Below are 12383 nucleotides of genomic sequence, written 5' to 3'. Positions count from 1 at the left end.
ATACTAAAAGGAGTGATAACAGATGATGAACTTTAATGGGCTCAACATGCACCTCGGAAATTTATCCCGGCTGTCCAATGCGCAGACGAGATCCATCAGCGCGGAGAATTTTACCGGTGAAAAAGGAAAAGGCGGCATGGCCACCGACGGCACGGGCGCAGCGGCTTCCAGGGATCTGGGCATAGGCTGGAAGGTCTCTCCTTCCGTGGAGATTTTACCGGGAGAAACGTTTACGATGGGGGACATTCAGGGTCCCGGAGCGATTCAGCATATCTGGCTGACCTGTCATCCAACGCTGTGGCGCAATCTGATTATCCGCATGTATTGGGATGATGAGAAAGACCCTTCGGTTGAGGTGCCCGTCGGCGATTTGTTCTGTAACGGATGGGGAGAGCGCAGCGATGTCAATTCGATTCCGGTTGCCGTGAATCCGGCCGGCGGCATGAACAGCTACTGGCAGATGCCCTTCCGCAAGCATGCCCGTTTGACGATGGAGAACCGTGCGCCGGAAAAGGCAGTCCTTTACTACCAAATTGACTATACGCTGACGGACATCCCGGATGATGAGGCTTATTTTCATGCGCAGTGGCGGAGAACGAATCCCGTTCCTTATAAAGAGGTTTACACCATTCTGGATGGGGTGACTGGACACGGGCACTATGTAGGGACTTACCTAGCGTGGCAGGTGAATAATAACGGCTGGTGGGGCGAAGGCGAGATCAAGTTCTATATGGACGGGGATCAGGATTATCCGACCCTTTGCGGTACGGGAACGGAGGATTATTTTGGCGGGGCCTGGAATTGGGAGCAGCCGATCGGTACCTATCGAACCTACTCGACGCCATATTTGGGGATGCACCAAGTGCTGAAGCCGGACGGATTGTATCGAAGCCAGCAGCGTTTTGGCATGTATCGATGGCATGTCATGGATCCGATCCGCTTTCAAAGCGATCTTCGCGTGACCATTCAGGATCTCGGCTGGAGGTCCGGAGGAAGGTATCTTCCGCAGCAGAGCGATATTGCATCGACGGCGTTCTGGTATCAGGCCGAGCCCCATGCGCCATTCCCAGAGCTTCCGGATAATGATAAGCGGGAGGTTATATAAAGGAGGAGCTATTGCTTACCAGCCGGTAAGGTGGAAATTTAACTGAGCATGGTGATGAACCGTCCCTCGCAGCGATGCTGCGCAGTGGACGGTTTTTTGTGTTTTCCGACGACCCACTTTGGTCCAACCGGGAATGATAATGAGACATTGAATGACCACTCTGTTCATGGGGGTGAAGGGAGAGAAACGGATGTCAAAGGTTCATAATCTAAATCCGGATATTCACACACTTCACGGATTTTTTAGCAAGGAGCTTGAGCCCGCCCTATTTATTCAGTCAGGGGATACCGTTGTGTATCAAACCTTAGATGCGGGTTGGGGACTGGAGAAGCGATCTTCTCCAGGCGCGGCGAGAACGAAGTTTACGGAGCGCAAGCCGGAACGGCTGGAGAAGCATTTTGGGCATGCTTTATTAGGTCCCGTCCATATCCAAGGGGCTACACCCGGGCTTACATTGGAGATCCGGATCAACGAAGTCGTTCCCGGTTCGTGGGGATGGACCTCTGCCGGAGGTTTTCCGAGCTATTGGAACGAGAAGCTGGGCGTGGCCGACGCCAAGGAAGTGACGTTGGACTTTGAATTGGATGCCCGGACAATGACAGGCAAGAGCCAGTTCGGAGATTTCATGTACAGCATCGGCCTGAAACCGTTTATGGGAATTATGGGCATGCCGCCGAAAGAAAAGGGTCAGCATTCCACTTTTGTACCTCGCCCCTATGGAGGAAATCTTGATTGCAAAGAATTAACCGCCGGCAGCACCTTGTATCTGCCGATCCCGGTGGATGGCGGGCTGTTCTCAACAGGGGATGGACATGCGGCTCAGGGTGACGGCGAAGTTAGCGGTCCCGCCCTGGAATGCCCTATGGAGAAGGTGAGTTTAACCTTTCATGTCCGAGAAGACATGCCCATAACGATGCCCAGAGCGAAGACGAGTACCGGCTGGCTTACGATGGGGTTTCACGAGGATCTGGACGAAGCCATGTGGATGGCATTAAGCGGGATGCTGGATCTCATGACTGAGCTTTACTCTATTTCAAGAACAGAGGCGTACGCTTACGCCACCTTGACGGTGGATCTGCGGGTAACCCAGATCGTGAACATCCTAAAGGGTGTGCACGCATTTTTACCTTTTGGGGCGTTGAGATGAAAGGAAGTTAAGATTCTTTTCTGAAGAGATGAAGCAGAACCATCAATCTATTTATTAAAAAGGGTGTACGCACTTGGACAATCTGAAGCTGAATGTATCACTTTTACGACAAAGGGTTCCGAACCTGACCAGCGCAGCCAAATCCGTCGGATTGCGGCCCGCCACGGTTTCCAATCTATGTACGGGAAAAATACCCGTTGGTCGGGCGGAAGTCCGTACCATTGCCGCTTTGGCATCTCTGGCGAAATGCAGTCTGGATGAACTGATCCTGCGCGGGGAAAGCGTGGAGATGATCGAAACCGGCATCAAACCGCTTGATCTATTTGCCCCTTTGGCAAAAGGCGGTACCGTTGGTCTGGTCGCCCGTCCCGGAATGGGCCAACTGGTGCTGCTCGGCGAGCTGTTTCATCACTTCAAGCAGGAAGGGTTCATGACGATTTTGCTAAAGCCGGAAGGGGAACATCCCGAACTGCAGGATATGCTGAACGACGTAGAAAAGGTTGCTTATTCTATAGAAGAAACCTATTCCATTGTGGCGAATGCGAATACCGAGAAAGACATTGTGTTTGCAGCGGACCGGGAGCACGTCTTGACCGGCCATATCTACGCTCTTCAGGAACGTTTTCAACAAGAGGGCATGAGGCAGGTCACGACTTTTCTTGTGGACCTCAAAGGTGGGGTTGTTGATGAAGATATGCCTTACGGACCGCTGGAGACGTTGTGGTATTTCGATGCCGATCTGGCGGCAAGACATATGTTCCCTGCCGTGAACCCGTTATATTCCACATCATCCGTATCGGAAGGCGTTCATCTGGATCAGGCTCACTTATCCGTCCAACAGCGGGCCCAAAAGCTGCTGCGCCGTTATCGCGAGCTGCGTTCACTGGTTCAAGTGCGAGGATTGCAGGCTATTCCGGCTTCCGAGACGGAGGTTTAAGAGCGGGGAGAACGGCTCGAGGCCTATCTTACGCAGCCTTTTTACGTTGCCGAAGCTTATACCGGGTTACCAGGCGAGCGGGTTCATTTGCAGGATACGCTGCATGATGTTCAAGCTATTTTGAACGGCAGCATGGATCACCGATCAGTGGAGAGTTTATCCTGGATCGGGACAATAAAATAGTACTGTATCCTTCAAAAGTCGATTTCTCGTAGTTTGTTTATCGGGAATATCGGCTTTTTTGCATGATTCCGCATAATATAATCCGTATGTCCCATAGCTGATAAGAAAAGGCCAGTATATAATATGTGCTAGTCTGAATCGTGCGGATGGCAGGAAGGATTGCACTGGACAACAGTAATGCCATCCTTGTACGGGACACGAGACCATACATAAAGGAGAAATGGACATGAAGAGAAAAGGTTGGCTTATCGCATTTGCAGCGGCATTATTGTTAACACTTATCGTAGTACCGGTCCAACAGTCTTTCAGTGCAGAGGGAAATCCGACGGCAACGGCCATTACACAGAGTGCTCTGAACGATCAGTTCCACTTGGATCATGTCGTTAAGATTTACGTGCCTTCAACGGTGAAGGGGGACATTCCAATTACGGACGCAGCTCATCAGAAGTTTGTCGACCAAACGCTGACGAAGCTGTCCGGCTGGTTTGGCGGGGCAACGGCGATTCCGGGTGAAGGAGCTTGGGTAGACAACAACAAAACCCTCATCAAGGAAAAAGTAACGATCGTGTATGCTTTTGCCGAGAAACTGGACAAGGACGCTCTTAATCAAGTGGTTGACTATGCGAAGAAGCTTAAGGACGATCTGGCGCAATCCGCCATTTCCCTCGAGGTTGACGGCAAACTGTATTTCATTGAGTAGTGGATTCTCGGACCCACGATGTGATAAATGGGGAGGTCTCCCTTCTGTCTGTGATGGCAGAAGAGGGAGACATCCTCTTTATTTTTTGTTTCGGCTTTAATAGAGAAACCTCCACAGATAAAAGGTGGCGTAGGATTCCCAGTTCGCCCATGCAGCCGACAACTCCAGTATTTCCTTCTTCGTCGGTTTGACCTCCAAGCCCAGCAGATGTTTGATGGCATTGTGCAGACCCACATCATCGATGGGAAAAGCCGCCGGCATTCGCAAACAGCGCATCAGCACATAGTTGGCCGTCCACGGTCCGATCCCGCGGATGCTGACCAATTGTTTCTCCGCTTGTTTCAAGCTGCCTGCTTCAAGCAGCTGCTCCTTCGTCAATTTTCCTTCTACCATAAGCTGAGCAACTCCAATAAGATACTCGCCTTTTTTCACGGTCATCCGAAGCCCGTCCAGGTCTTCAACGAGCAGCGGTGCTATGTCCTCAGGACTTGGGAAGATCCAGTACACCTCTCCTTCACACTCCACGCGGCGGCCGAAGGCTTCAACGAAACGTCTTTTTAACGTATAGGCATAGGCCAGGTTAATCTGCTGCCCCAGAATGCCCCAGCACAAAGCCTCGAACAAATCGGGAATGCCCATGTTGCGAAGTCCATAGAAGGACTGAACGGCTTGACTGAGCAATGGATCTGTCTCCGCCATCGTATAAAACGGTACGAGATCGGTATTCAGATCGAACCAGTCCCGGACATAACCCGCAACTTCCGCCCGCTTGCAAGGATCGGAGGGGGCCGTATTCCCCAAGAACCGAACAAGGATCGCTTGCTCCTGAGGCTCCGCACTGACTTCAATTACAGCGATATCACCATCAAGTGGGATAGCCCGGTAGATCCTGTCATTCCGGATATGATAAAGACATTCGTTCGGCGATCTTTGCAAATAATTAAGGTTCTCCGTAAAACTGAACTCCTTCGGTACGAAAAGCCTTATGGCTTCGGCATGATCTTCCCAGCTGTCCCGGGGGAGTTGATTCTCGATAGGATATCGCTTGTCGTCATGTGTCTGGTTTCGTTCCTGCATCTTCATCGTTTCCTTTCGCTCCTGGAATTATCTATACTAGTTGTACCATAAACAGGGGGCGTATAATTTTGTTATCTTGCTCTTCTATTCCAAAAAGCGTACAACAAGGATATCCTGTGGTTATAATGTTAGCGGAGGTGAGGAAACGTGGCAAACCGAATACAACCGACCGAAGCCCAGTGGAAGGCCATTATCGACAACGACAAGGATAGTGACGGCAAGTTTTTCTATGCAGTGCAGACAACGAAAATCTTCTGCAGGCCATCCTGTAAATCCAGGCCCCCGAAGTTTGAAAATGTGCGCGTGTTTCAATCGGTGGATGAAGCGAGAGCTGAGCGCTTCCGGCCATGCAAAAGGTGCAAGCCGACGGGAGAACGCCTGCCGGACCATGAATGGATTGAACTCGTCACCGAGTATATCGATAAACACTACATGGATCATTTGTCGCTTGATGTCTTGGCCGATGTGAGCCACGGCAGTCCGTACCATCTGCACCGGATCTTTAAGCGCGTCAAAGGTCAGACCCCGATGGAATACATTCAGGATTACCGGATCGGCAAAGCCAAGGAGCTCCTGACGAATTCCAGCTTGGCCATTTCGGATATCGGCCATAAGGTGGGCATGGAGAACACGGCTTATTTTATCACGTTGTTTAAGAAGAAGACCGGGATGACCCCCCTTAGCTATCGCGGGCAATATTTGAAAAATACGAGTGCGGAGGTGCACGATCATGAAATCCAATAATGCAATTACCATTAACTGGACTCAACTGCGTCATGATAACTGGAGCGTATACATCGCGGCCACGGAGCAGGGCTTATGTTACGTTGGATCACAGGATAAGCCTTTAACAGAGTTGGAGAACTGGGTACAAGCGAAATTCCCTGGCTGTGAACTCGTGCAGAATGATGAAGCCATGCAGTCGTATGCGGCCGAGATGGTGGAGTATTTTCAGGGGAAGCGCGATCGGTTTGAGTCGGCTATGGATTACAAGGGGACCGCTTTTCAGATGGCGGTATGGAATGCATTATGCCAGATCCCGTATGGGCAGACTTTTACGTATTCTGACATCGCCAACCAGATTGGTAAGCCGGCAGCGGTTCGAGCTGTAGGAGCGGCTATTGGGGCTAATCCGCTGCTGATAACAGTGCCTTGTCATCGGGTAATTGGCAAAAGCGGCGCTTTGACGGGGTATCGCGGGGGGCTTGCCATGAAGACCCGGCTGCTGGAGCTTGAGGATGAGCAAGCCAGGATGAGGGAGACTATGATGTATGCCTAAATCGTTGTCACAACGCATAGCAGGGCTGGATTGGGCAGGGATACAAGCAGCTCTGGATGAACAGGGATATGCGGTCATTCCAAAGCTGCTGCTGCCTGAAGAGTGTACAGAGATTATCAACACATATTCGGAAGAGGAGCGGTTCCGAAACACGATCAATATGGCTAGGTACCGGTTTGGGATCGGAGAGTACAAGTATTATCAAGCTCCGCTTCCAGAATCGCTGCAGCAGCTTCGGGAAGGCTTTTATCCTGAGCTTGCACTAACGGCTAACCGCTGGTTGACGCAGCTTGGGCATGAGGCGAGGTATCCGGAGAGATTGGATGCGTTTCTTGAGATGTGTCACGCGCAAGGGCAAGAGCGTTCGACGCCGTTGATTTTGAAATATGAAGAGGGCGGCTATAACTGCTTGCATCAGGATTTGTACGGAGATGAATTTTTCCCGTTTCAAGTGGTATTTGTGCTGAATGAGAAGGAAGTCGATTATACGGGTGGAGAGTTTCTGCTCATGGAGCAGCGGCCGCGGGCACAGAGCCGGGGACATGTAATCACCTTGGAACAAGGAGCGGGGTTAATCTTTCCAACCAACCATCGTCCCGTTCAGGGAGCGCGGGGGTATTACCGGACCACGCTTCGGCATGGCGTCAGCACGATTACGTCGGGGACCCGATACAGCCTCGGGATTATTTTTCATGATGCGAAGTAGAGGGGGGCGTGTGTGTTTACTCATTCATTATGGGATGGGAGGAGCGAAATAGTATAATAAGAAGAAAGTGTAGAAATGAGGTGTGTCCAAGGTGAAACATGCAGTGTACTATAAAACGCCGAAGACCCTACTCAATAAAGGAACGGGATTCCTGAATGGATACAGCCATACATTGAACCCGTATACGGGCTGCGCCTTCGCTTGTTCTTACTGCTATGTCCGGCAAATGCCGGTATCGATATTCCGCAATCAGGAATGGGGAAGCTGGGTCGACATTAAGCTCGAATCTGCTGATATATTGCAAAAAGAACTGAAGCGTGCCAAGTCCAAGGGACCCGTCACGATCTTCATGTCTTCCAGCACCGATCCTTACCAGCCGGTTGAGGCCAAGGAAATGGTGACTCGCACGTTGCTTGAGGTGATGGTCGGCGAGCCGCCGGATTTTCTGCTCGTACAGACGCGCAGTCCGTTGGTCCGGCGGGATATCGATCTGCTGCAGCAGTTAGGAGATCGCGTGCGGGTAAGTATGACGGTCGAGACGGACCGTGAGGAGATGCGCAAGCATTTTACGCCGTCTGCCCCGCCGATCCAAGCTAGACTGAAAACCCTCGCGCTCCTGAGGGACGCAGGAATTCCCACTCAAGCAGCGATTGCACCCGTGCTTCCGAGCACGGAGGCTTTCCCACAGATCCTGCGGCCGCTCGTTGATCGCGTGTGCATCGACGATTATTTTATGGGGGACGGCAGTGGCGGTAAACGTACGAAGAGACTTCCAGTTCAGGCTCTGTACGAGGAGCTTGGGGAGCAGGAATGGTACGATCCTACTGCTTATCAAGTGGTCTACGATCGATTTAGCAGGGAGTTTCCGGAGGAGCAGTTGTTTGTGAGCCAGCAAGGTTTTGAACCTTAGGGGATAGGTTGGCAAGTATAGTAGTTATCCGTGATTCATGGATTAGATAGATTTTGATAGGTTTAGGCGAGGACCGGGAGAACGTTTCCGGTCTTTTTTGCCATGTCTGCTGGTAGAGGATTATGGTATGATAGGCGAAAATAACCAGTCATACGTAAAGGAGCGAATGAACAATGAAGATGGATTTGACGGATAAAATTGCGTTAATTACGGGAGCCGCGGGCCAATTAGGCCGCGTCATGGTCAGAACTCTAGCGGAATGCGGCGCGGATGTGGTTATCCACTATCGGGGAAGCCAAGCCAAGGCCGAAGAGCTTCAGCGAGAAGTAGAGTCGATGGGAAGACGGGCTTTCCCGGTGCAAGCCGATGTGACGGATCAAGCTTCCGTGAATGCCATGCGGGATGCGGTGCTTGCACACTTCGGTGCGCTCCCGCATATCATTGTTGCCAATGCCGTCGAATCCTATCAATGGACTTCCGTATTGGAGCAAGCGCCGGAAGATTACGAGAGTCAGTTCCAATCCTGCGTTATGCAAAGCGTCTATCTGGCGAAAGCCTTCGTTCCCGCTATGATCGAGCGTCAAAGCGGCCGCTTCATCGGGATCAACACCGAGTGTTCGATCCAGAATTTCCCGAGCCAATCCGCCTACGTAGCAGGCAAGCGCGGCATGGACGGTGTCTACCGCGTCCTCGCCAAAGAGATCGGCGAGCACGGTATCACCGTCAACCAGGTCGCGCCGGGCTGGACGATCAGTGACCGCGATCGGGAGAACGGTACCGAGCATAGCGCCTCCTACGAAGCCTCCGTTCCACTGAAACGCCGCGGAACGGACCAGGAGATTGCCAATGCCGTGGCATTCCTGGCTTCGGACTTGTCGTCGTTTATTACCGGGGCGTATATTCCTGTGTGTGGCGGGAATGTGATGGTAGGGATATAGAGGTTCGGTAAATGGAGTGAGCTCAGCCGTGTTCATGAGCTTCGTAGATTCTCATTGTGATGGGGGATTTGCGAAGTTCGTGGATTTTTGAATCATTAAAATCTATGAGCGCGTGAAATTATGGTATGAGCCCAATTTCATGAATCGGTTTGATATGCATAATAAGTGCAATTATACAGATAAGATACCCGAAATTATTTTGAGACTCAAACCTTTTGGAGTACGATCAATAGAAGCTTTGATCTTCCCGAAGCATTCGAAGATGTGAGTTCCAGGCAGATAACCCTGCAAGGCTAAGTGGCAAAGCCACGCAGTCGCACTCGCTCCTTTAAGCCTTTCGGGTTCGTGAAAACTTACAAAGGTAGATGAAATCAACGGATTCAAGATTGATTAAAAATACCGAACAATCGTTCTTCATCTTGTTGGTAGATGATGGTACAATAAGGAAAGACAATTGAATCTTGGGTGGGCATGGTTTCCCTTCGAAAGGAGGTGAAGCCATGGAAGTTAAAGATGCGATGACGGTCATGTTTCTGTTTGGATCGTTTATCCTTGCACTTTTAACATACATCAATTCGAACAACAAGAGAAAGTAAAAACCCACCCCAAGGTTAGCGCCGAAGGTGGGTCTTTATTCTGATCGCTTAGAAGGGAATAAACCATCCAAGCCAATTGTTCAGCCGAGTGTTCCCGCACTCGGCTTCTTTATAAATTATGATAACACAATTGGAAAAAGAAGTGAACAGGAAATGGGTTAAAGGATAAGCCCTCGAATTGTACTGGTCTATATTCAGACCAAAATTTTTAGATAAACATAGTCGAGGGATAGGATATAGATTTCTTGGACACATCGATACTTTACAATTTGGTAGTTATCCATTAAACGAAACGCTATTATTCCAATTTGATTCTGATCGCGATATTGGGATGGAGTGGGATTTATCGGGTCTTTTATATTTCTTTATTGAGAAAGAGGATTAAATAAATCTGAATTTTGACCACATTATGACAAGTCGAGTGGGTACTTAGTTGGTTTATGAATCTCTGAGATGTTGTGTACGTCATACAACACCGCATTGACCCATCGGGGCGATGCAGCAATCTTGGTCTAGGCTAAGTCCGTCGAACCCAGTCGCGGTGCTCCTTTAGCTCTGGGGTTTGTATATACAAGAACGTTAGCTGAAATTGCAGATTTAACAACTAGGAGGAGAAACAATGAAGCAGGTATCATCATTGGAAGCCTATCTACAGGCATCTGAGTATATTGATTATTTTGATGCTCAAATACAAGATGTGATCTTATCTTTTACAGAAGAAACTGAAATAGAAAGAATAAAAGCCGCATTTGAATTTGTGCGCGACCAGATTGATCATTCTTTTGATATTAAAAATGATGAAGTAACAAGAAAGGCCTCTGAAGTATTGAACAAAAGACATGGAATATGCTATGCCAAATCTCATTTGTTAGCAGGAATACTACGTGGAATGGGTATACCTTCAGGCATTTGTTATCAAAGGTTAACCCTATTCGATAAACCCGAGGATGGGTACTGCATACATGCATTGAATACAGTGTATTTGAAGGAATATGACAGGTGGATACGGTTAGACGGAAGAGGAAATAAGGAAGGCGTAAATGCACAGTTTTCAATAGATAAGGAGAGATTAGCATTTCCCATTAGGGAAGAATATGGCGAGAAGGATTATGAGATTAATTACGATCAGCCCCATCCCATCATTATTCAAACATTAGAAGCCTATTCAAATGGTATGGAGATGTACCTAGGCGGATTACCAGAAGACCTGAGTGAGTGAACGAGGGCAGCAAGCAAAAGGCGGTAATTGAATACGAAATTACTGAAATACATAGATAAAAATGAGGTGCATGAATGCTTTTTCATTTTAGCGAAGAGGCTGATATTGAAGTCTTCATCCCCAGAGAAAAACAGAACCGATCAGATTTTCCGGCAGTGGTTTGGGCAATCGATGAGGAACATGAATTCTCATATTACTTCCCGAGGGATTGTCCGCGAATCGTATGTAGTAGAACAGAGGATATCAGTGAGAAAAACAAAGAATTATTTTTTAATAACACGTTTGCTGACATCATTGTAACTGTAGAAAGTGATTGGTATGCAAGAATCGTTGAACAAACATTATATAAGTACCAATTTGAAGACGAGGGGTTTGAAATTTTTGATAAGACTGCAGGATATTATATTTCCTATCAAACCGTAAAGCCAGTGGGTATAGAGAAAGTTGATAGACTGGTTGAGAGACTTCTAAGTAAGGGGATTGAATTAAGGGTTACACCCAATTTACGTCCTCTTAGGGAATCAATAGTTTCTTCAGATTTTAAGGAATTTGGAATACATAGATTTAATAATGCCAAGTAATTGTAGGGAGGATTCACCTACTGCATTCGTCAAAACTTAAAGTGAACAAGGATAGAAGTGCAGGTATGGGACGATCGTGTGATTCGTCTTTTTTTAAATAATGTAAAGGAATGAGATGAAGTTATAGAATCTAATGAGTAATTTTATCGATATGGAAATCGACCAGGCCTGGGTTGCGTTTGGATGAACATGATAAACGGGAGGCGATCATACTGCTGATCTCACAGATGAATCCAGAGACATTAACGAGAGAACAGATCACGAAGGTGGTGTTCGGAGCGGAAACGGAGATTGATGATGGTACGCAGACCGGAGATTGTATCTTTGTGTTTGGCGGAAAAAATCTGGACCGGGTATGGAAAGCGGTTGAATTATACAAAAGCGAACGCGCCCCCTATATATTATTCACTGGTGGAGACCGATTTGGCGAGTGGGAGCAGCCTGAGGCGGTTATGATGCGGGATCAAGCGATAAAAATGGGTATTCCGGCAGAATCCATTTTTATTGAAACGATGTCCAACCATACGAAGGAAAACATATTGGCCTCCCTAACCGTGCTTGACCGGGCATTGGGGTTACAACGAATCCATCGGCTCATGCTTGTCAGTGCACCTGGTCATATGCGCCGATGCCAACTGATGCTCAGGACCTTTATGCCCCCTTGGTATGAGTATGTATGGTGTCCGGACCATCGTTCTCTAGGGAGACGTGACAATTGGTGGACCGATCCTGTTGAAGAGAAACGGGTGCTGAGTGAGCTTAATAAAGTGATTGGCGGGGTAAAGGGCCGATATTTTGTTGATGCGGATGTTGAAATTTGAAAATAATCTTAAGGTAGGCATTACAGAGTGGACTCGAAATTGAGCTGGCAGTTTACCTGATGGCCAGAGAAGGCAATAGCCGGAGTGATAGATGCTTTCCAGACTCCAACGGAGAAGGCGGAATCATGCTGGAGAAGCGGAGCGGTCCCCTTTGCCCCCGGATTTCAACCTTGGAGAAGTACAA

Annotated in this window: 14 protein-coding genes and 1 pseudogene; 14 read left to right on the top strand and 1 reads right to left on the bottom strand. The window is 48.7% G+C overall.

The annotated features are described in order from the left end of the window. The first annotated feature begins 22 nt into the window (after positions 1 to 22). From OHJ21_RS11420 to OHJ21_RS11405, 4 genes and pseudogenes are all read left to right on the top strand, one after another. On the top strand, positions 23 to 1105 hold the full coding sequence (locus tag OHJ21_RS11420; protein WP_486020084.1) for a glycoside hydrolase family 172 protein: 1083 nt from the start codon (positions 23 to 25) through the stop codon (positions 1103 to 1105). A 190-nt stretch (positions 1106 to 1295) separates the two neighbouring features. After that, a complete protein-coding gene (locus OHJ21_RS11415) occupies positions 1296 to 2252 on the top strand; it encodes an acetamidase/formamidase family protein (protein WP_486020083.1) in 957 nt (318 codons plus the stop codon). Positions 2253 to 2325: 73 nt separating this feature from the next. Then, positions 2326 to 3372, top strand: a pseudogene (locus OHJ21_RS11410) (ATP synthase beta subunit C-terminal domain-containing protein). Positions 3373 to 3598: 226 nt separating this feature from the next. After that, positions 3599 to 4072 (top strand): DUF3574 domain-containing protein, encoded by a 474-nt coding sequence (locus tag OHJ21_RS11405; protein ID WP_215154538.1) that lies wholly within the window; start codon positions 3599 to 3601, stop codon positions 4070 to 4072. Between the two features lie 96 nt (positions 4073 to 4168). Here OHJ21_RS11405 and OHJ21_RS11400 read toward each other — a convergent pair whose 3' ends face one another. Continuing rightward, positions 4169 to 5155: a DNA-3-methyladenine glycosylase family protein gene (locus OHJ21_RS11400; protein WP_486020081.1), complete on the bottom strand. Its 987-nt coding sequence runs from the start codon at positions 5153 to 5155 to the stop codon at positions 4169 to 4171. A gap of 141 nt (positions 5156 to 5296) precedes the next feature. Between OHJ21_RS11400 and OHJ21_RS11395 the strand changes: the two genes are divergently transcribed. The 10 genes from OHJ21_RS11395 (at position 5297) to OHJ21_RS11350 (ending at position 12199) form a co-directional block, all read left to right on the top strand. Next, entirely contained in the window at positions 5297 to 5893 is a 597-nt protein-coding gene (locus OHJ21_RS11395; RefSeq protein ID WP_486020080.1) for a bifunctional transcriptional activator/DNA repair enzyme AdaA, read from the top strand. Beyond that, on the top strand, positions 5880 to 6428 hold the full coding sequence (locus OHJ21_RS11390) for a methylated-DNA--[protein]-cysteine S-methyltransferase (RefSeq protein ID WP_486020079.1): 549 nt from the start codon (positions 5880 to 5882) through the stop codon (positions 6426 to 6428). The genes OHJ21_RS11395 and OHJ21_RS11390 overlap by 14 nt, the downstream gene beginning before the upstream one ends. Beyond that, positions 6421 to 7134: a 2OG-Fe(II) oxygenase gene (locus OHJ21_RS11385; protein WP_486020078.1), complete on the top strand. Its 714-nt coding sequence runs from the start codon at positions 6421 to 6423 to the stop codon at positions 7132 to 7134. The genes OHJ21_RS11390 and OHJ21_RS11385 overlap by 8 nt, the downstream gene beginning before the upstream one ends. Before the next feature lie 91 nt (positions 7135 to 7225). Further along, positions 7226 to 8044 (top strand): SPL family radical SAM protein, encoded by an 819-nt coding sequence (locus tag OHJ21_RS11380; protein ID WP_100537742.1) that lies wholly within the window; start codon positions 7226 to 7228, stop codon positions 8042 to 8044. 173 nt (positions 8045 to 8217) lie between these two features. Beyond that, positions 8218 to 8982 (top strand): SDR family NAD(P)-dependent oxidoreductase, encoded by a 765-nt coding sequence (locus tag OHJ21_RS11375; protein WP_100537741.1) that lies wholly within the window; start codon positions 8218 to 8220, stop codon positions 8980 to 8982. A 500-nt stretch (positions 8983 to 9482) separates the two neighbouring features. After that, complete coding sequence (gene comI, locus OHJ21_RS11370) at positions 9483 to 9578, top strand: competence inhibitor ComI (protein ID WP_486020077.1); 96 nt, start codon at positions 9483 to 9485, stop codon at positions 9576 to 9578. Between the two features lie 178 nt (positions 9579 to 9756). Further along, positions 9757 to 9963: a DUF1963 domain-containing protein gene (locus OHJ21_RS11365; RefSeq protein WP_100537740.1), complete on the top strand. Its 207-nt coding sequence runs from the start codon at positions 9757 to 9759 to the stop codon at positions 9961 to 9963. A 234-nt stretch (positions 9964 to 10197) separates the two neighbouring features. Beyond that, on the top strand, positions 10198 to 10797 hold the full coding sequence (locus tag OHJ21_RS11360) for a transglutaminase-like domain-containing protein (RefSeq protein WP_326120327.1): 600 nt from the start codon (positions 10198 to 10200) through the stop codon (positions 10795 to 10797). Positions 10798 to 10871: 74 nt separating this feature from the next. After that, entirely contained in the window at positions 10872 to 11378 is a 507-nt protein-coding gene (locus OHJ21_RS11355) for a DUF6886 family protein (RefSeq protein WP_326120328.1), read from the top strand. Between the two features lie 227 nt (positions 11379 to 11605). Continuing rightward, positions 11606 to 12199: a YdcF family protein gene (locus tag OHJ21_RS11350; protein ID WP_486020076.1), complete on the top strand. Its 594-nt coding sequence runs from the start codon at positions 11606 to 11608 to the stop codon at positions 12197 to 12199. Positions 12200 to 12383: the final 184 nt, after the last annotated feature.

The organism is Virgibacillus sp. LDC1, assembly GCF_025792345.1.
GTDB classification, from domain to species: Bacteria; Bacillota; Bacilli; order Paenibacillales; family Paenibacillaceae; genus Paenibacillus_AQ; species Paenibacillus_AQ lautus.
Note: the sequence above shows the minus strand (reverse complement) of the source record. Positions and strands in the feature narration are given on the sequence as shown.

What these genes read in the sequence shown, in the direction of transcription:
- OHJ21_RS11420 (WP_486020084.1), top strand. Translation starts at nt 23, where the DNA reads ATGATGAACTTTAATGGGCTCAACATGCACCTCGGAAATTTATCCCGG.
- OHJ21_RS11415 (WP_486020083.1), top strand. Translation starts at nt 1,296, where the DNA reads ATGTCAAAGGTTCATAATCTAAATCCGGATATTCACACACTTCACGGA.
- OHJ21_RS11405 (WP_215154538.1), top strand. Translation starts at nt 3,599, where the DNA reads ATGAAGAGAAAAGGTTGGCTTATCGCATTTGCAGCGGCATTATTGTTA.
- OHJ21_RS11400 (WP_486020081.1), bottom strand. Translation starts at nt 5,155, where the DNA reads ATGAAGATGCAGGAACGAAACCAGACACATGACGACAAGCGATATCCT.
- OHJ21_RS11390 (WP_486020079.1), top strand. Translation starts at nt 5,880, where the DNA reads ATGAAATCCAATAATGCAATTACCATTAACTGGACTCAACTGCGTCAT.
- OHJ21_RS11385 (WP_486020078.1), top strand. Translation starts at nt 6,421, where the DNA reads ATGCCTAAATCGTTGTCACAACGCATAGCAGGGCTGGATTGGGCAGGG.
- OHJ21_RS11375 (WP_100537741.1), top strand. Translation starts at nt 8,218, where the DNA reads ATGAAGATGGATTTGACGGATAAAATTGCGTTAATTACGGGAGCCGCG.
- comI (WP_486020077.1), top strand. Translation starts at nt 9,483, where the DNA reads ATGGAAGTTAAAGATGCGATGACGGTCATGTTTCTGTTTGGATCGTTT.
- OHJ21_RS11360 (WP_326120327.1), top strand. Translation starts at nt 10,198, where the DNA reads ATGAAGCAGGTATCATCATTGGAAGCCTATCTACAGGCATCTGAGTAT.
- OHJ21_RS11355 (WP_326120328.1), top strand. Translation starts at nt 10,872, where the DNA reads ATGCTTTTTCATTTTAGCGAAGAGGCTGATATTGAAGTCTTCATCCCC.
- OHJ21_RS11350 (WP_486020076.1), top strand. Translation starts at nt 11,606, where the DNA reads ATGAATCCAGAGACATTAACGAGAGAACAGATCACGAAGGTGGTGTTC.